The 18,151-nt window shown below is 47.9% G+C and carries 14 protein-coding genes and 1 pseudogene; 10 read left to right on the plus strand and 5 right to left on the minus strand.

Annotation, left to right across the window (positions count from 1 at the left end; all coding sequences use genetic code 11):
- Positions 1 to 29: 29 nt before the first annotated feature.
- Positions 30 to 416, plus strand: coding sequence for a DUF1257 domain-containing protein (locus tag H6H02_RS19720; protein ID WP_190820868.1), 387 nt, complete (start codon positions 30 to 32; stop codon positions 414 to 416).
- Complete coding sequence (locus H6H02_RS19725) at positions 416 to 874, plus strand: ferredoxin (RefSeq protein ID WP_190820870.1); 459 nt, start codon at positions 416 to 418, stop codon at positions 872 to 874. Before H6H02_RS19720 ends, H6H02_RS19725 begins: the two co-directional genes overlap by 1 nt.
- A gap of 105 nt (positions 875 to 979) precedes the next feature.
- Here the strand turns inward: H6H02_RS19725 and H6H02_RS19730 are convergent, their stop codons facing one another.
- Complete coding sequence (locus tag H6H02_RS19730; RefSeq protein ID WP_190820872.1) at positions 980 to 3,568, minus strand: DUF3769 domain-containing protein; 2,589 nt, start codon at positions 3,566 to 3,568, stop codon at positions 980 to 982.
- A 120-nt stretch (positions 3,569 to 3,688) separates the two neighbouring features.
- Positions 3,689 to 3,805, minus strand: a complete 117-nt coding sequence (locus H6H02_RS19735) for a photosystem II reaction center protein I (RefSeq protein WP_190413836.1) — start codon at positions 3,803 to 3,805, stop codon at positions 3,689 to 3,691.
- 683 nt (positions 3,806 to 4,488) lie between these two features.
- On the opposite strand from H6H02_RS19735, the gene glgP reads away from it, so the two are divergent.
- Complete coding sequence (glgP, locus tag H6H02_RS19740; RefSeq protein ID WP_190820874.1) at positions 4,489 to 7,122, plus strand: alpha-glucan family phosphorylase; 2,634 nt, start codon at positions 4,489 to 4,491, stop codon at positions 7,120 to 7,122.
- Between the two features lie 33 nt (positions 7,123 to 7,155).
- Here glgP and H6H02_RS19745 read toward each other — a convergent pair whose 3' ends face one another.
- Positions 7,156 to 7,926, minus strand: a complete 771-nt coding sequence (locus H6H02_RS19745) for a DUF429 domain-containing protein (protein ID WP_190820907.1) — start codon at positions 7,924 to 7,926, stop codon at positions 7,156 to 7,158.
- 308 nt (positions 7,927 to 8,234) lie between these two features.
- Positions 8,235 to 9,289: pseudogene (locus H6H02_RS19750) on the minus strand (transposase).
- 161 nt (positions 9,290 to 9,450) lie between these two features.
- Here H6H02_RS19750 and H6H02_RS19755 point away from each other — a divergent pair.
- Complete coding sequence (locus H6H02_RS19755) at positions 9,451 to 9,957, plus strand: hypothetical protein (protein WP_190820876.1); 507 nt, start codon at positions 9,451 to 9,453, stop codon at positions 9,955 to 9,957.
- Positions 9,958 to 10,045: 88 nt separating this feature from the next.
- Here the strand turns inward: H6H02_RS19755 and H6H02_RS19760 are convergent, their stop codons facing one another.
- The gene (locus H6H02_RS19760; RefSeq protein ID WP_190820878.1) at positions 10,046 to 10,222 is read right to left on the minus strand and encodes a hypothetical protein; all 177 of its coding nucleotides are present in this window, start codon (positions 10,220 to 10,222) and stop codon (positions 10,046 to 10,048) included.
- Positions 10,223 to 10,843: 621 nt separating this feature from the next.
- Here H6H02_RS19760 and H6H02_RS19765 point away from each other — a divergent pair.
- The 6 genes from H6H02_RS19765 to H6H02_RS19790 all read left to right on the plus strand — a co-directional run bounded on the left by H6H02_RS19765 (position 10,844) and on the right by H6H02_RS19790 (position 17,819).
- Positions 10,844 to 11,587, plus strand: a complete 744-nt coding sequence (locus tag H6H02_RS19765; RefSeq protein WP_347342632.1) for an O-acetyl-ADP-ribose deacetylase — start codon at positions 10,844 to 10,846, stop codon at positions 11,585 to 11,587.
- 412 nt (positions 11,588 to 11,999) lie between these two features.
- Positions 12,000 to 13,007, plus strand: coding sequence for a tryptophan--tRNA ligase (gene trpS / locus H6H02_RS19770; protein WP_190820880.1), 1,008 nt, complete (start codon positions 12,000 to 12,002; stop codon positions 13,005 to 13,007).
- 50 nt (positions 13,008 to 13,057) lie between these two features.
- Entirely contained in the window at positions 13,058 to 14,065 is a 1,008-nt protein-coding gene (locus H6H02_RS19775) for a methylenetetrahydrofolate reductase (protein WP_190820882.1), read from the plus strand.
- Positions 14,019 to 15,077 (plus strand): cysteine hydrolase family protein, encoded by a 1,059-nt coding sequence (locus H6H02_RS19780; RefSeq protein WP_190820884.1) that lies wholly within the window; start codon positions 14,019 to 14,021, stop codon positions 15,075 to 15,077. Before H6H02_RS19775 ends, H6H02_RS19780 begins: the two co-directional genes overlap by 47 nt.
- Positions 15,078 to 15,195: 118 nt before the next feature.
- Complete coding sequence (locus H6H02_RS19785; RefSeq protein WP_190820886.1) at positions 15,196 to 16,542, plus strand: ATP-binding protein; 1,347 nt, start codon at positions 15,196 to 15,198, stop codon at positions 16,540 to 16,542.
- Positions 16,542 to 17,819, plus strand: coding sequence for a tetratricopeptide repeat protein (locus tag H6H02_RS19790; RefSeq protein WP_190820888.1), 1,278 nt, complete (start codon positions 16,542 to 16,544; stop codon positions 17,817 to 17,819). Before H6H02_RS19785 ends, H6H02_RS19790 begins: the two co-directional genes overlap by 1 nt.
- The last annotated feature ends 332 nt before the right edge of the window (positions 17,820 to 18,151 follow it).

Here is an 18,151-nt window from a genome sequence, read left to right on the forward strand (position 1 = left end):
TTCAAACTTAATTTATTTGAAAAATCGCCATGTCACACTTTAGCAACATCAAAACTCAAATCCGGAATCTTGGCTCCTTAGAAGCCGCTTTAACCGACCTGGGAATAGATTGGAAATCTGGCCCGCAAACAGTGCGCGGCTATCGCGGTCAAACCCGTACTGCTGATGTTGCCATTGAGCAAGAAAATGGTTATGACATCGGCTTTAGTTGGAATGGTCAGGAATACGAACTCGTTGCTGACCTACAGTATTGGCAGCAAACGGGTTCTGTAGAGCGGTTTCTCAACCGAGTGACTCAGCGTTATGCTTACCACACGGTTGTTAAGGAATCTGCAATGCAGGGCTTCCAAGTTGCCGAGCAAAAACAAAATGAGGATGGTTCAATCCGTCTAGTTGTACAACGCTGGAGTGCCTAATGTCTGATTCCCCAACTCCTGAGCAGCCAAGTCCCGAACGTTCTGGCATGGAGCCAGAGTTAGGTGGTATTTTGCGGGATGCACCGGAACGATCCGGTCTGGAGCCGGAGTTGGGTGGCACCCTGCGGCAAAAAGGCGTCTATGTTGATGAAATAACCTGTATTGGCTGCAAGCACTGTGCCCATGTTGCTCGCAATACTTTTTATATTGAGCCAGATTATGGGCGATCGCGTGTAGTTCGGCAGGATGGAGACTCGGAAGAAGTCATCCAAGAAGCCATTGATACCTGTCCGGTCGATTGTATCCACTGGGCCGATTACACGGAGGTAAAAAAGCTCGAACAAGAGCGGCAATATCAGGTGATTCCATTAATCGGATTCCCGGCTGACCATGCGATTACTGCGGTGAAGCAGCGGCAAAAGAAATTTAAGAAAAAGCAACCGAAACCCGTAGACTAAAGGTTTGCTGGTATAAAAAGAGCCAGCTCGCATGGGCTAAATAATAAAACCCCCAACAGCACGCACCTGTTTGGGGGTTTTATTTAAAGCGTTGCACTCTCAATTCTAACGAGAAACCCCTTGCACGACTGGACGGACGCCAGAGCCAGGGAACGGTTCCGGAGTACCTAGCCAGTTAAAGTCATTAAGCCGAAAACTGATAGAACCCAGCGCCAAAACAGGGTTATAACGCAGGACAACGTTGTAGGTGCGGCGGCTGTATTCCAGAAAGTAGTCGGTGCTGATGCTCTCGCTAGTATTTAAATTGACCGAGGTTTGAAAACCTAGGCGAAACGGGCCATAAATCTGTTGGGTGATGCCAGCGGAAAGGACGCTGGTATCCACAAGGCGGTCAAATAAGAAAGGTGATATGCCACCACGAGCAACTTGAGAGTAAGTAACATTAAACCCGGTGTAATCTAAAAAAGGTCGAGAGAAATGACCGAATTGTCCTTGCAGCCCAATGTTTCCGCTTAGGGATTCCTGGCTATCCCCACTGCTGTAACCACTATAAACGCCAGTGACGCCCGTCGTTAATTGCACGTAGGGAACAACTGGCACGGGTGTGTAGCGCAATCCTTCGGTGGGCGTGGCAGGCAAAGCTTTACCCCTCCAAAGTAAAAAGTTGCGGTTGAGGGAGGCACTTGCTTGATAGCGACTGAGACTGACGCGGTTATTGGTTTGCCCTGGTTCGAGCAAGTCTAAACGGTCTGTATCTGCGTTAATGAACTGGGCACCAGCTTGATAAGTGAGGTTGATGCCAGTATTCCCTAAGGGAATGACCGGAGAAGTCAGAACTGCGCCTAAACTACTCTGGACGGTTTGATAGCCGAGGGAGCCGTTGAACAGGCGATCGCGGTAGCTATATTCTAAATTCAAAGTATGAGGTAGTCGGGTGCCGATAATCTGGCGCAGCCGCAGGCTCGCTCGTAGCTGGTCATCTGCGATCTCTTCCGGATCTAGACTGGTGAAAACAGCCGACCCTCTCAGGGTCGTGGTAGGACTGAGGGTGGCATCTAGTCTAGTCCTGAAACCAAATACGGAGGGATCGACGAAGCTTCCCTCAGAAACGGCTTTTTGAAGAAAATATTGCGGGGTCACGCGCAATCGCACGCGGTTGGTAGAAATCAGTTGAAAGGTTCGTTCCGCAAACACACCACCTCGGTCTTCAGCATCATACCCAAAGGTGACGAGACCCGGTTCGGTTTCGCTCCGGTCAATCACTCTCCGATCTTGAAAAATCGGAATTGAAAAACCCTGGTCAAAAACGACGCGAGAGCGGGTAGTGGTAATTTCATCTACCAGGGGCGAAATCCGCCTGAATCTGGCTGTATCTGCCCGTACCTCAAGTTCTGGTGGCGAAAAGGGGTCGTTGGTTAGGCGAACATTAGTGGCAAAGGCTCCTTCGGAGTCGAAATCCACCCGATCGGCTTGAAAGCGTAGCCGGTTGATTGCGCCCCCTTCCTGAAACGGCTGCTGGTTTTGGATGTTTTGGCTAGCCCCAACGACCAATCCGTAACCGCCGGGACTGGTGACATTCGAGACGGGTTGGTTGGCGGTAATGCGATCGCTTAACGGTCGTACTGAGGCAGCAGCAGCACTGGCATCATTGGGTAAAGGACTCGAAAAATCTGCCCCTGCTGAAGGCTGGTAAATCTCGCCACTGGCATTTAAGAGGAAGCCGCTATCCTGGGCAAAATAATACTCAACGCGATCGCCCCGTAGCACTTGTTCGCCTCGCGTCATGGCGACATTCCCGTCGCCCACTACAACGCGATTCGGCAAGTTTACCTGTAGCCGATCCGCATCTACTACCGCACCCTGGTAGCGCAAGACAACATCGCCTTCTGCTGTAACGACTTGTCGATCTACGTCGTATTCTTGCTGGTCAGAAGTTAATTCCACAACGCCTCCCGTACCGCCAGAAGTCGTAGGCGGAGGTGGCGTCGTACCGGGGGCGGGGGCGGGTGCTGGTTGATTTTCTGGGGTGGGAGGTGCGGGTGCTGATGCCGGTGCCGGTGCCAATTCCTCTTCAGGCCAAGGCTCACCCTCCGACAGGGGCGCTGGAGGAGTAGGCTCTATCGGAGTTTCACTCGGCAAAGATTCCGGAGATTCCGGAGATTCTGAGGGTTCTGGAGGCTGTTGCTCGACACTCGGCAGATGCTTTTGCAACATAGGAGTTGCCGCGCGTTCTTTTGCGATCGCAGCCTGACTTTCAGCGTTCTCTTCCCTAGGTTCTGACTCTTGATTTTCTACCGACGAAGCATCAAATTCAGCAACGTTCGGAAAATCCTGGTCTGGGTATGCGTAAGGGCGAAGCCGTTGTGCTGATAATGCAGGGTCGTCGTCATTCTGGTCTGTCTGCACAGATGCTTCTTCCCTACCACTCCCATTCCTGACAATTGGATGACCCACTGAAATTGGGGCACCAAGGGGGGCAGCTTTTCTGGTGGGGATAGAAATTACAGAGAGCGAGGAAGAAGACTCCGGCGCAAATGTTTCCGGCTGCGTCGGGGCAGCAAGGGTCTCAGGTTGCAGGGTTCGCTGGGAATCCGATGCAATTGTTTGAGCGGAGACAGCTAGAGGAGTGACATCCTCTGGCGGCAACGTGTTGATAATCGCAGGCGGTGGGGGCGGCGGAACTGGTTGGGGCATCTTCTAGCAACAGGAGTTGAGCGGACAGCACCAATGCCTATCCTCAACTGCACTCTGAGTAGGGTGCCTCGCAGTGGACTGCTGCCCCGACATCGGCCTGAGGCATAAAGCGATCGCTGTTTATTCCAGATCCCGGCGTTTTGGGTTACGGGAAGGATCGCTGGACAAAAATCCAAACACAAAGAGCAGGCTGAAGAAGGCAACGACTATATAAACGACAATTTTGAGAGTCACCATACCGATATCTACTCCAGACGGGAAAGGCTGAATGTTGCTGCCTTAAAGGCAGAACAACTTTCTCATAATACCGAAATATTGCTTCATTTTTGCCTTGAGTCTGGAGTGATTGTTGACCTCAAGCGGTCAGTCCAGCCGTCGTTTGAGCTGCTTAAACTGCTCTGACGATTGCCAGAGCGCGAAGTTTCCCTAGCGATCGCTTTGTTTTTATACCACGAGATCGCACCCAGTTCATGTATTTTGGCTTTTTCCTCACTCAAAATTGAGTAAATTGCAGAACCTAGAAAATAGTAGGATCTTTCGTAACGTGCGATCCCAGCTCGCTATAGAGCGTGGGAACAATTAGGAGGATAAACATGCGACTATTGTGCCAATAAGTTAGTTACAGTCGTGGCGATTCAGGGCATTATGCGATGGGTGATGCCGAAGGGTAGCGTGGTAGGAGAAGCGATGTTAAGCACTTTTAGGCGATCGCTCCCGTGCTAGGAGCGCTTTTCTAAACAAATTTTCTCAATATTCCCTGGAAAAACTAGGATTTTAGATTGAAAGCGGCAGCTTGCTAAGGGCAGCTAGCTGGATAAAGGGATCAACATTTCCAGTCCAAAAAAAGAGTATAAAGAGCATCCAACTTGTAGCGGAAGTGAGTACACAATAGCTCTATTAAGACTTTAGAGGCTTTGTCAATGCAGCCGATTCGGACATTTAACGTTTCCCCCGCCTTGCCGTCAAGACTAGAACCCTTACGAAAACTGGCATATAACCTGCATTGGGATTGGAACTTTGAAACTAAAGAGTTATTTCGCCGCCTAGACCGCGATTTGTGGGAATCCAGCCGTCACAATCCAGTGCTAATGCTGGGAACTATTTCTCAAGCGCGGCTACAAGAAGTTGCTGAAGATGAAGGCTTTGTTGCCCACATGGAACGAGCCAGCCGCCAGCTAGACGACTACCTGCAAGAACGGACGTGGTATCGCAAACACAGGAATGAGGTGAACGGTCAGAGGACTGAGAAGAAACAAGAAAATTCTTCTGCTTCCTCGCTCAGTCCTCAGGACTCAGGACTCAGGACTCAGGAGTGTTATGCCTATTTCTGCGCGGAATTTGGTCTAACCGACTGCCTGCCCATTTACTCTGGTGGCTTGGGCGTTCTCGCGGGAGACCATCTGAAATCAGCCAGTGACTTAGGCTTACCCCTCGTTGCCGTCGGCTTACTCTATCAGGAAGGGTATTTTGCCCAGTACCTCAATGCCGATGGTTGGCAGCAGGAACGCTATCCGGTTAACGATTTCTACAATATGCCATTGCACCCGGAGTGCAATCCTGACGGTTCGGAACTGCGGATTTCTGTAGAGTATCCAGGGCGCACCGTCTATGCCCGTGTCTGGCGCGTGCAAGTGGGCACAGTGCCCCTATACCTGCTCGATACCAACATTGAGCCGAACAATCCCTACGACCACGACATCACCGACGAGCTGTATGGTGGTGACTTGGATATGCGGATTCACCAGGAGATGATGTTGGGCATCGGGGGCTTCCGGATGCTGAAGGCGCTGGGATACAAACCCACTGTTTACCATCTGAATGAAGGTCACTCAGCGTTTCTGATTCTGGAACGCATCCGGATGCTGATGCAGGAAGAGAAACTGGATTTTGCCGCCGCTAAACAAGTGGCGCAAGCAAGTCAAGTTTTCACGACTCACACGCCTGTCTCTGCTGGGTTCGATTTGTTCCCCCCGGATAAGGCTCTTTATTACGTGGGGCACTATGCCGATATTTACGGACTTTCCCACGAAGAGTTTCTCGGCTTAGGACGGGAGGACACTGGGGATTTGGCGTCACCGTTTAGCATGGCAGCACTGGCGATGAAGACATCGAGCTTTGTCAATGGGGTTGCTCAGCTGCACGGGTTGGTGTCGCGGAAGATGTTTCAGAGTCTCTGGAAAGATTTTCCACTCAATGAGGTGCCGATTACCGCGATTACGAATGGAGTCCACGCCCGCACTTGTGTAGCGAAGTCAACGCAGGAGCTGTATGACCGCTACCTTGGCCCTCAGTGGTCTGACGCGCCAGTAGACGATCCGTTGTGGGAGCGGGTGCAGTCGATTCCAGATGAGGAGTTGTGGCGCAATCACGAGCGTCAGCGGTCAGAACTGGTGGTGTTTGTGCGCGATCGCCTAGTAAGAAAGTTGCGCGATCGCGGTGCTTCTCCCTCTGAGATTGACCAAGCGCAGGAAGTATTAGATCCAACGGTGCTAACAATCGGGTTTGCCCGTCGTTTTGCGACTTATAAGCGAGCAACTCTGTTTTTGCGGAACCTAGACCGGATCAAGAAAATCTTGTTGGGCGATCCAAATCGGCGGGTGCAGTTCGTCATTGCTGGAAAAGCTCATCCCAAGGATATGCCTGGGAAGGAACTGATCCGGGATATCATTCATTTCTCGCGGGAAGAAGGAATGAATGCCAGTGTGGTGTTTATCCCGGACTACGATACTTATGTTGCCCGATTGATGGTGGCGGGTTGTGATGTTTGGCTGAACACCCCTAGGCGTCCGCGAGAGGCATCTGGCACCAGTGGAATGAAGGCGGCGATGAATGGTTTGCCAAATTTGAGCGTGCTGGATGGCTGGTGGGATGAGGCAGATTATGTCCGCACTGGCTGGCCCATCGGTCACGGGGAAGACTATGAAGACCTCAATTATCAAGATGATGTGGAAGCGAATGCTTTGTACGACTTGCTAGAACAGGAAGTCATGCCGCTGTTCTATAACCGGGATGGAGCTGGAATTCCCCGTAAGTGGACTGCCAAAATGAAGGATTCGATTCGGTTGAATTGTCCGTTCTTCAATACGTCGCGGATGGTGCGGGAGTATGCAGTGCGGGGATATTTCCCGGCGAGCGATCGCTACTCTACGATGACCGCAGACAACTACGCCCCCGCCAAGGATGTAGCCGCCTGGAAGCAACGAATCTTCGAGCAATGGTACAACATCAAAATCGAAGAAGTTGATGTCTCAGAACCGGCTGGGATTATGGTCAACCAAACCGTTAGCGTCAAAGCGCGGGTTAATCTGGGGGAACTCAGCTTCGATGATGTTCAAGTTGAACTTTATCAGGGTGCCGTTGGTGTCGATGGGGAGATTGTCAACGGCATTCCCGTAGTGATGAATTACCAAGGCAAAGATCAACAAGGATGTAGTATTTACACTGTTGATATTCTCTATACCTCCAGTGGGTTGCAGGGTTTCTCTTTACGGGTTTTGCCAAAACACAATAATCTATCAAGCCCCTACGAATTAGGACTGATTCTTTGGGCTTAGATAGTTTTGAGTTTTGAGTTATTAATTCAAAATTTAAAACTCGAAATGATTCTTGGGGACGACAATATATCCGGTGGTGTCATCTCCCAGCACCAAATTTCTTTCTAATCCCCAGTACCACCAGTGAGCGCCAACATAGGCACAGATGAGGCTATCTAGCTTATCTTCTAAGGCTTTAAAGGTGGCAAGGGTACTGGGGATTTCTAAGAGAAACGAACCGCCAAGACGCAGAGGACGCAGAGAGGAAGAGGCAGAAGAGACATCTAGTTTTGGTGTCAGGTTGAGTAGGCTATTTACAATATACTGACGGAGTTTTATGAGTTCTATTTGACGTTCTGCTAGTTTTCCTTTTTTGTATTTTAAAATGCGTTCTAAGCTAAATAAGTTGACGATGGCTGGGTGGGGAAATACTTCGATTTGATAGCGTCCCGGTTGTTGGGGTTTGATCGTTGGTGCGTGAGCAAATCCACGGGATTCGAGGCTGAGTCCAAATCCTACGGTGCGTTGGGCGAAGGGGAGTCCTAGATTCGCTGGGTAGCAACCCGCGTGATAGCGACCAAAATATTTGTGGGTAAGTTTATCAGGTAGTCGCGTCCCAGTGGTGTTGGGAATCAGTGTTGGGGCATCGACGGCAATCATCGCCGATTCTGGTGCGGGTGCCCAAGTATCAATCCAGTTAAGGATCTCTTCTATTGTTTCGAGTCTATCTAAATCCAACAGATGCAACTGCCCATCTTCCCATGTGAGGCAGCATAATCCGCTGGGTTGCGATCGCCATCCCAAATCAATGCCTAAAAATTTTATCACGCTGAAATTTATTATCTATCTTAGTGCTTCGTGCCGCTCATCTGGATGAGCGAGCACTTCTTTTTCTCAAATCTGCAAATTCGTATTCAAGACTGGTTAAATTCTGTTGCGAAGGATTCCAAGGTGTATTCTGAGGTAAGTGAAAGGCTGATTTATGGCTCTTAATTCGTTTCATGGTCAAGCGATTAGCTGCTTAAGTTTTAATTTAGAATTCAGCGTTAATCGAAGGTATGCTGAACGTAAAGAAACTAAAGGTATCTCCAAATAGGGTTGCTTATACAGTAGCTACGGATAATTCTTAGGACTTACGCATTGACAGAAGCTTGATTATATGCGTGAAGTCCTAGTCGATTTTTTAGGTATTCTAGTACGAAGTCACGAGTTACCTGAAGGGATAAATTCCTCTGCACTTCATACCAATTTTCAATTAATTCTTTAGCTCGCATTAACTCTAGCTGAGTGAAAGCTCGAATAGCACTAAAAAAGTGAGTTTTAATAGCCTCCGTTGTTCTCACCATAAATCGTTCAATCCCATAGACTTGCTTAATTGCTCGGTGATAGCATTCAATTCCCCAATGAATTGAATGGAATTGTTTGAATTCCTGCCTAGTGATTTGCTCCATCTCTGTAAGTCTGGTAATACATGATGTAGTATCTCTCGGTTTCGTTTTTGAATCTCCTCCGAAATACTTTGACACGCCCAAACTTCTTGAGATATACCATCAGCCCTTCTTCAGGAATTTCTAGGTTTTGCACTTGGGTGTACTCTCCACCATTGATCGAGACTTGGCGATTTTTGGCAACACCCATCAGAACCCCAAATTCCTTGTTTTTCAGGAATTTGGGGTTCTCACGAAAGAGCATACCAACTATCTCCGGTCACCATTTTTGGTTTCAATCCCCAACCTAAAACTTCAGTTATCATTTCTCGGAAATAATCGTTTTTGGTTGTGCCCTCCTGTTTGTCATAGATGCGATAATTGATGGGGACAGACTTCCCTTCCGGGTCAGTATAATACAAGGTGATTAGCTGAATCCCTTTGACTACACGATGGAGCTTCCCCGACCAAAAGTATCCAATTAGTTCTGTCAAAGATGGCGCACTATAAGGCTTATCAATTACCGTGTCATCTCCGCTTAATGTGCCACCTATCAAGTCAATATTTACCTTGATTTCATCGAACAAATCTTTGGGTTCATATTGCTCTCGTAACAGAAAGCGGTTGACACTATCATGAGACAAGCCTTCTATAATTTCTGCCAAGCGTGTACAGCCTGGATATTTAGATTCTGCTAGAAGAAATAGAGTGTAGGTGTTAAGGTCACACTTGGCTGTAGATGGTTTGGTAGTTGTTCTAATGAGCTGATACCCCTGTAGCACAACTTAGGTATTATCCACCTCAAAAAGTCTGTTTGGGCTAGCTAACGCTCCCTGAACCAACCTTTCTGCCTACACACCTTGCGGATTTTGTCAATGCGTAAGTCCTAACTGCAATTACTAGCTAACTGGAAACTTAGCAGATGATTATAACAGAAGCAGACATTCATGAAATTCAAGCAAAGATGGCTCCGCTGCTAGGACAAAAAGCTTGGGGAGTGTCTTTGGGTGTTGGTAGTTTTATTACTTTAGAGTTTGGGGTTCCCCTTCCACGTAGAGGGAAACACGGGCGGACTCATGGAGAGTGGCATCTGTGGATTTATATGTGCGGCTGGCGTTTAGAGAAGGGTAACGAAGTGCTGGGTGCTTCTGAAGACCCACGACCTAAATTGGAAGCAGCAGTTCAGGGCATGGAAGGTCTGGCTCTGCATTCCGTGGAACTACTTCGTCCAGCCTGGGATACCATTTTCACCTTTGAAGACCAGGTGGTCTTGCGGACATTTTCAATTTATTCCAATTGTGAAGAAAATGATGAATATTGGAAGCTCTTTGCACCTGATGGGAATATCCTCTTGATTGGTCCGGGTACCCGTTGGTCTTACGAAAGTGCTTTCATTAATAGACCTCTTCCAGAATCAAAAATCCCGTGACATACTCACACATTTGGGAAAATATTGCACCTGAGCAGTGGCTAAATCGTATCCTATCCCTGCCCACATCTCCCGTGGGCAAGACCTATTATACCCGAAATGGGATTGCCGACTGCCCTAGTAGAGCAACCAGAGGTTTGGGCATCCATCTATACAAGCGCTGTGGCAGAACATCAGAGGCGTTGGGAAACAAAAGATTGAACTGACAGTAAGCATATTTTTGGATGAGTTGACGTTGACGCTCAGTTAAAGGTTGGGGAGTCATTGAACACCTCTCTATATAAATCATTGTGAGTGAGTTGACTGTTTATTTGTGAAATGAGGGGAAAGACTTTAGTAACTGCGTTACCTAGCGGCTTACACAAGCGCGATACTTCCAAGTTCTGCACGTTGTTTATTGTTTGCCGCTGGTAGATTCAAGTGCCAATTGGCGCTTGAAATCTAAACCAAAACAAAAGTGCAGATTCGGCGATTATCAGTGGAAGCAACGTGAGCGATCGCTGACTTGAACTAACCGCATAAGTCACACGATCAAAGACAATCCTTAAATTTGTGCATCAACTTAAAATCACCGTGCCGATGCAGCACGAATGAGATTGCCTTTTTAGCTAGCCGATTATGAAGTGCAGAGGAATTTATCCCTTCAGATAGCTCGTGACTTCATACTAGAATACCTAAAAAATCGACTAGTACTTCACTCATATAATCAAGCTTCTGTCAATGCGTAAGTCCTAATTCTGTTGAATAAGTTCGTTCAAGCAGCAAATCGGTTACTGAATATGCAAAGTATTTGAAGTTTCAGGTCTATGATACTATAGGAATCCAAGCACTAGAATAAGTTATTTTTTTAACCTAAACAAGTAGTAATTATTACACCAAAGTAGTGATGATAAAAGATTATAAAGGATGCAATTACTGTCTGCATTATCGCCCTGATGGAACCTGTGTTGCTTTTGACCCTGATTTTATTCCAATAACGATTGCTTCAGGGCAAACAAAACATATCCAACCTTTACCAAATCAGGGAAATACGATTGTTTATGAGCCAGCAGAAAAATCTATATTCTCCAGGTTGGATGAGTTTTGGATGAATAACAAGCTGATGCGTGAAAGAATAGAGGTTATAGAAGGCGACATCACTCAGCAACAAGTGGATGCCATCGTCAATGCTGCGAATGAATCCCTAATGGCTGGTGGTGGGGTTTGTGGAGCTATCCATCGTGCTGCTGGGTTAGGGCTTGAGGAAGAATGTCTAAAACTGAAGGTTTGCACCGAAGGCGATGCCAAAATAACAAAGGGCTACAATCTCCCAGCAAAGTGGGTTATTCACACGGTTGGGCCAGTATGGGAAGGTGGTAGGTATGAAGAACGTAAAGTGCTGGCTCAGTGCTATCGCAATTGCTTTGCTTTAGTAGAGCAATATAAAATTAAAACCGTAGCATTTCCATCTATCAGTACAGGAGCCTATGGCTTCCCGGTAGAGAAAGCAGCAAAAATCGCAGTTGCTGAAGCTAGACGTTTTCTGGAGCGAAACACCTCAGTTGGGAAGATAATGTTTGTTTGCTATGAAAAGCAGACTTATGACCACTACACTACCAATCTAGGTGAAATTCTGCCAGCCAAACCCTAGTGAATTACTTCAGAAAAATATTTACAATTGTCATCTAATGGCCTATTTTTTTCATAAATAATCAGTTTCTTCTAGAGCGGCTACGAGGAGAAAAATATCAAGAGATAACTCGCAGGAAATTCATAGCCAAAAATCTAAACATTTAAGCTAGCTACGTTGTGCAATCAACAAAACTCCTGAAAAGCGCGATCGCATTCTGAGCATGGTTGGTTATTTTCCATCCAGCAGAAAACTGATTATGGGTAAAATGGAGCGTTTAGGTAACGAATAATTGCAAAAGACGCGATCGCTCCTTTGTCTCTGGGCTGTTAAAATAACGCCGCGATGATGCCAGAAAATGGCAAACTAGATAGATAAGTTTTGTTAACGCAGCGATTCCCTGCTGCGCTTCTAGATAGCTAAATTGAAATTCATGGTTAAGCAGCGCGTTCTCTCTGGGGTTCAACCAACGGGTAATCTGCATCTGGGTAACTACTTGGGAGCAATCCGCAACTGGGTAGAAGGGCAGAGTCAGTACGAAAATTTCTTCTGTGTGGTGGATTTGCACGCGATTACCGCGCCCCACGATGCCAGCACGTTAGCTGAAAATACTTATAAAATTGCTGCTTTGTATTTGGCTTGTGGGATTGATTTGCAGTATTCCAGTATTTTCGTGCAATCCCACATCTCGGCACATAGCGAACTGACTTGGCTGCTTAACTGTATTACTCCCCTCAACTGGCTGGAAGACATGATCCAGTTCAAGGAAAAGGCAGTTAAGCAGGGGGAAAATGTCAATACTGGCTTGCTAGACTATCCGGTGCTGATGGCGGCAGATATTTTGCTCTACCAGGCGGATAAAGTGCCGGTGGGAGAAGACCAGAAGCAGCACTTAGAATTGACCCGCGATATTGCGAATCGGTTTAATTACCAATTTTGCCGGGAAAAGCCAGTGCTGAAACTGCCAGAGCCGCTGATTCGGGCTGAGGGTGCTAGAGTGATGAGTCTGACGGATGGCACTCGGAAGATGTCAAAATCCGATCCTTCGGACATGAGCCGAATTAACCTGCTCGATACGCCAGACCAAATCCAAAACAAGATTAAACGCTGCAAAACTGACTCAGTGCGCGGTCTGACTTTTGACGATTCGGAAAGACCCGAAGCCCGAAATTTGCTGACGCTATACATGGTGCTGTCGGGCAAGACGAAGGAAGAAGTCGCAGCAGAGTGCCAGGATATGGGCTGGGGACAATTCAAGCCATTGCTGACGGAAACCACGATTAACGCCCTAAAACCGATTCAGGAAAAGTATCAAGCGGTGATGGATGATAAAGGTTATTTGGAGTCCGTGTTGCGCGATGGTAGACAGAAAGCAGAAGCGATCGCGTCCATTACTCTTGCCCAAGTGAAAGCTGCCCTTGGTTATTCGGTTCCCCTTTAACCAGATATAAGTTATTAAGGATGGAAGCGATTAGTGATTGATGCTTCAGAATGAGTTATTTAATTCAAAATTCAGCAGGAACGCGGGAACCCCACCCCTATAAGACCAATTTGCGTGCTGCTGTGGAATCGGGTGAATTTTTAGTGACCGCCGAGGTTGCCCCTCCCAAGGGCGGCGATCCTTCCGAGATGCTGAAAATGGCCCAAACCCTCGAAGGTCGGGTTCATGCGGTCAATATTACCGATGGCAGTCGGGCGGTGTTGCGGATGTGTTCGATGGCGGCTTCAGTGATATTGCTCCAGCATGGAATCGAGCCGATTTGTCAGATTGCTTGTCGCGATCGCAACCGCATCGGATTGCAAGCTGACTTGATGGGTGCCCATGCGTTGGGAATTCGCAATATCTTAGCTTTGACTGGCGATCCTGTAAAAGCTGGAGATCATGCCGATGCCAAGAGTGTATTTGACCTAGAATCCGTGCGGTTGCTGGGATTAATCAAAAAAATGAATCTCGGCTTCGACTGGAACGACAAACCCTTGAGTGATGGGGCGACTGACTTGTTCGTGGGTGCGGCTATCGATCCGCAATTAGCTAGCTGGTCGGGGTTGCAAAGTCGATTTGAGCGGAAATTAGCAGCAGGGGCGCAGTTTTTCCAAAGCCAGCTGATTTGCGATTTTGACCGCCTAGAAAAATTTATGGATCAAATCGCGGCTGGCTGTGGAAAGCCAATTTTGGCGGGAATTTTTCTGCTCAAATCTGCTAAGAATGCCCAATTTATCAATCGATGCGTGCCGGGAGTAAATATTCCCGACCACATTATTGATAGACTAGCCGCTGCTTCCGATCCCTTGCAAGAAGGGATGCTAATTGCCGCCGAACAAGTTAAATTAGCTCGTCAACTCTGCCAAGGGGTTCATATGATGGCAGTGAAACGAGAAGATTTGATTTCGCAAATCCTCGATTTAGCCGGAATTCCACCACTGACTCCGGTGGTGACAGCAGGAGAAAGTAATGAACGCACAAACAACAAAGCAGTTGCCGATTCCGCCTCACTTTGATGCCAAAAAGGTCGGGGAAGTCTGGCGGGTGCCTTATCAGCAACGGGCAGGGGATGCGAGGGAGTGGGCGAAAAAACACCAGATTTCAGCGGCGGCTGAGGACAAAACTCGCATTTGCCTATTGTTAATCGATGTCCAGAATACGTTTTGCATCCCCGATTTTGAATTATTTGTCGGTGGGAGAACGGGTACGGGTGCGGTAGAAGATAATCGGCGGCTGAGTGAATTTATTTATCGGAATTTGGGGATGATTACAGCGATCGCTCCCACAATGGATACTCACACGGCGATGCAAATTTTCCATCCCGTCTTCTGGATTAACAACGCTGGAGAACATCCCACCGCCGCCGTGACGATGATTACACCGGAGGATGTTCACCAAGGTGTGTGGAAGGTGAATCCAGCCGTTGCCGGGATTGCTGGTGTCGATTACGCCGAACTTTCCTCACACGCTTTGCATTATGTCAAGCATTTGAGTGAAGCGGGTAAATATCCGCTGACGGTGTGGCCTTATCATTCCATGCTGGGTGGAATTGGTCACGCTTTGGTGTCAGCGGTGGAAGAGGCACTCTTTTTCCACTGTATTGCCCGGAATAGCCAAACGCAGTTTGAAATTAAAGGCGATAATCCTTTAACTGAAAATTATTCTGTCCTGCGGGCGGAAGTTTTGGAAAGTACAAATGGACGCCCGATTGCTCAGAAAAATACCAGCTTGATTCAACAGTTACTCGCGTTTGATGCGGTGATTATTGCTGGTCAAGCGAAGAGTCACTGCGTTGCCTGGACAATTGATGATTTGTTATCAGAAATAACAGCAAAAGACGCTAATCTTGCGAAAAAAGTGTATTTGCTAGAAGATTGCACCTCACCTGTTGTCGTTCCTGGAGTGGTGGATTACACGGATGGAGCAGAAGAAGCTTTTGCTAGATTTGCCGCAGCAGGAATGCATCTGGTTCAATCCACTCAACCCCTAGAAACCTGGGCTGACTTTCCTAAAATTGGAAATGAGTAAGTGAGTTTTGAATTTTAGTTTTGAGTATCAAGAGAGTTTTTTAATCTGACAATTAAACCTTAAACATTATTACCAATTACCATTCACCAATCGCCAATCACCCCTTACTAATTACCCGATGACTAGCAGCAACGATGCAATTCAGGCACTGCGCGAAGCTCTCCGATTTTCTCCGGATAATGTACCTTTGCGACAACATCTTGCAGAGACCCTTTTAAGCCAGGGTCAGGCAGAGGAAGCCGAGCAAGAATACCGCCTCGCCTTAGCGCGATCGCCAGAAAATCAGCAGTTGAAATTGGGATTAGCTCGTGCCTTCTATCAACAAGGAAAGCATCCCCAAGCGCTAGTAATTGTGGAAGATCAAATAAAGCGCTTGGATTGTCCAGCGGGTGCTTTTCTGCTTCATGCGCGTCTTCTTCTCAACACGGGGGCTGTGGAACAAGCTGTCCGTCAGTATCGCAGAGCTGTTGAAGCCGACCCATCTGTCAGCGACCCAGATTTTGCCGAAAGGTTGGGAATTGGGGCAGAGGAGGATGTGCAAGAGGTCGTAGACGGGAAGATTCGGGCAGGGGTGGGAGACTTTCCGCACCCAGAAGAAGATACTCCAGTCGAAAAACCCGCGATCGGATTCCGAGATGTTGGCGGTATGGAAGCGGTCAAAGACGAAATTCGGATGAAAATTATTTATCCCCTGAAACAGCCGGAACTGTACAAAGCTTATGGGAAGGCAATTGGGGGCGGAATTTTGATGTACGGCCCTCCGGGTTGCGGTAAAACTTACCTGGCTCGTGCGACAGCTGGCGAAATTAATTCTAGTTTCCTCTCTGTCGGAATTAACGATGTATTAGATATGTGGTTGGGCAACAGCGAACGCAATTTGCACGACCTTTTTGAACAAGCCAGACGTAACCAACCTTGCGTATTATTTTTTGATGAAGTTGATGCTTTAGCTGCCAGTCGTGCGGACTTGCGACAAAATTCTAGCCGCATGGTAATTAACCAATTTCTATCAGAATTGGACGGAGTGAGGAGTTCTAATGAAGGGGTATTAATTCTGGCTGCAACGAACGCCCCTTGGCACTTAGACTCAGCCTTCCGTCGTCCGGGTCGTTTTGACCGCATCTTGTTTGTACCACCGCCTGATGCAGAAGCAAGAGCAGCCATTTTGCGCCTGCTGTGTCGGGGTAAGCCAGTGGAGGATATTGACTACAACCACTTAGCCAAGAAAACTGAGAATTATTCAGGCGCAGACTTAATGGCAGTGGTGGATGTGGCAGTAGAAAAGAAGTTAGCAGAAGCGATGAAAATAGGTATCCCAAAGCCACTGACTACCAAAGATTTAGCTTCGGCGGCGGGAAGCGTGAAACCTTCGACAAAAGAATGGTTTTCAACGGCTCGTAATTATGCCTTGTATGCGAATGAGAGCGGTTTGTACGATGACATCCTGAAATATCTGAAACTCTGATGGGCATACATTTGGAGCGGGCACGGCTGCTGATTGAGCAGTCGCGGTATGAAATGGCAGAGCAAGAACTGCGACAAGAACTGGCAATGGAGCCAGATAGCGCGATCGCGCATACTCTGCTCGCCCTGTGCTTGAATCATCGCCAAATGTACCCGGAAGCCACCCAGATGGCTCAGCGAGCGATTCGCTTGGCTCCCGATTGGGGGTACGCTCACTACGTCCTGGCTTATATTCTGTGCGATTACAACCAGCTTCTAGAAGCGGAAACAGTACTGAAAGAGGCTTTGCGGCTGAGTCCCGATAACCCCAGCTACTTCGCCCTGCTCTCGCGCATCCGATATAATCAACAGCTTTGGCACTCCGCACTAGAAGCGGCAACCCAAGGGCTTGTCGTTGACCCAGAGGACGTAGAGTGCCTAAATTACCGAGCGATGTGTTTGATGCAACTCGGTCGCTTACCAGAAGCTCAGGCGGTCATTGAGAGTGCGATCGCACTTGACCCAGAATATGCGGGAAGCTATGCCAACCGCGGCTGGATACTCCTGGCGCAGGGAGGATATCCCGCTAAAGCGTTAGAGTGTTTCCGCGAAGCACTACGGCTTCAACCAACTTTTGAGTGGGCGCGACGGGGAATCCTCGAAGCGCTCAAGGCAAAGAACCCGCTCTACAGGCTGATGCTGCGCTACTTCCTGTGGAGTTCTAGGCTGAGTCACGGTCGTAGGTTAGTCTTCAGCATCGGCTTGTACTTTGTCTTCCGCCTGCTGGTGGGCGGCATTGCTGCAACTAGCTTTAACCCTTTGCTGTGGTTCGTGGTAATTGCCTACTGTCTGTTTGTTCTGCTTACCTGGATTGCTGACCCCTTATTCACCTTATTGCTCCGGTTTGACCGCTTCGGGCGATTAACCCTTTCCGAACAAGAGGTTAAGAACTCAAATTTAGTCGGGGCAGTATTTCTAAGCATCTTAATGGCAATTGGTTTGTGGTTGGTGACTAAAAACACCAACATCCTCATCGTCGCCCTCTCACTAGGACTTTTGTTGCTACCGATAACGGCGATGTTAAATTGTCCGGCAGGATGGCCCAGAAAGTTCATGGCAACCTACACGATCGTTTTAGCGATCGCATGGCTGGCGGCTATCGGTCTATCATTAGCCGAGTCGCCTCTGGGAGAAATTAGCGTTCAGTTTGCCGGAATTTCCCTGGCTTTTTTCTGGCTTGGTTCGATACTTTCGAGCTGGTTGGCAACTTTACTGATGGGCGTCAGACCAAAGCAGTGAGTGCAAGCCTCTCAAGTATGTTTTCTTGGTAGTCCTAAAGATGGGTAGTGCTCAAGATGTAATGATGGAGGGGTAGAGTTTTTTGCTTTTCTCGTCCCATGCCTGCCTGTCCCCTGAAGTGCATCTTCCCAAACGGTCAAGAATGCTCACATCCATAACGGTAAACAACGGTTTAAATGCCTTGACTGCGGACGACAGTTTGTCGAACAACCGACTAAAAAAGTGGGTAGTGCTAAACAAGTAATGATAGAGAAGAAGAGCTTCATACTGATGTTTTCCTCTTATGCCTGTTTGTCCCATTTGTGCATCTTCTCAAACAGTCAAGAATGGTC

The organism is Coleofasciculus sp. FACHB-1120 (assembly GCF_014698845.1).
Lineage (GTDB): Bacteria > Cyanobacteriota > Cyanobacteriia > Cyanobacteriales > FACHB-T130 > FACHB-T130.

What these genes read in the sequence shown, in the direction of transcription:
- H6H02_RS19720 (WP_190820868.1), top strand. Translation starts at nt 30, where the DNA reads ATGTCACACTTTAGCAACATCAAAACTCAAATCCGGAATCTTGGCTCC.
- H6H02_RS19725 (WP_190820870.1), top strand. Translation starts at nt 416, where the DNA reads ATGTCTGATTCCCCAACTCCTGAGCAGCCAAGTCCCGAACGTTCTGGC.
- H6H02_RS19730 (WP_190820872.1), bottom strand. Translation starts at nt 3,568, where the DNA reads ATGCCCCAACCAGTTCCGCCGCCCCCACCGCCTGCGATTATCAACACG.
- H6H02_RS19735 (WP_190413836.1), bottom strand. Translation starts at nt 3,805, where the DNA reads ATGGTGACTCTCAAAATTGTCGTTTATATAGTCGTTGCCTTCTTCAGC.
- glgP (WP_190820874.1), top strand. Translation starts at nt 4,489, where the DNA reads ATGCAGCCGATTCGGACATTTAACGTTTCCCCCGCCTTGCCGTCAAGA.
- H6H02_RS19755 (WP_190820876.1), top strand. Translation starts at nt 9,451, where the DNA reads ATGATTATAACAGAAGCAGACATTCATGAAATTCAAGCAAAGATGGCT.
- H6H02_RS19760 (WP_190820878.1), bottom strand. Translation starts at nt 10,222, where the DNA reads ATGACTCCCCAACCTTTAACTGAGCGTCAACGTCAACTCATCCAAAAA.
- H6H02_RS19765 (WP_347342632.1), top strand. Translation starts at nt 10,844, where the DNA reads ATGATAAAAGATTATAAAGGATGCAATTACTGTCTGCATTATCGCCCT.
- trpS (WP_190820880.1), top strand. Translation starts at nt 12,000, where the DNA reads ATGGTTAAGCAGCGCGTTCTCTCTGGGGTTCAACCAACGGGTAATCTG.
- H6H02_RS19775 (WP_190820882.1), top strand. Translation starts at nt 13,058, where the DNA reads ATGAGTTATTTAATTCAAAATTCAGCAGGAACGCGGGAACCCCACCCC.
- H6H02_RS19780 (WP_190820884.1), top strand. Translation starts at nt 14,019, where the DNA reads ATGAACGCACAAACAACAAAGCAGTTGCCGATTCCGCCTCACTTTGAT.
- H6H02_RS19785 (WP_190820886.1), top strand. Translation starts at nt 15,196, where the DNA reads ATGACTAGCAGCAACGATGCAATTCAGGCACTGCGCGAAGCTCTCCGA.
- H6H02_RS19790 (WP_190820888.1), top strand. Translation starts at nt 16,542, where the DNA reads ATGGGCATACATTTGGAGCGGGCACGGCTGCTGATTGAGCAGTCGCGG.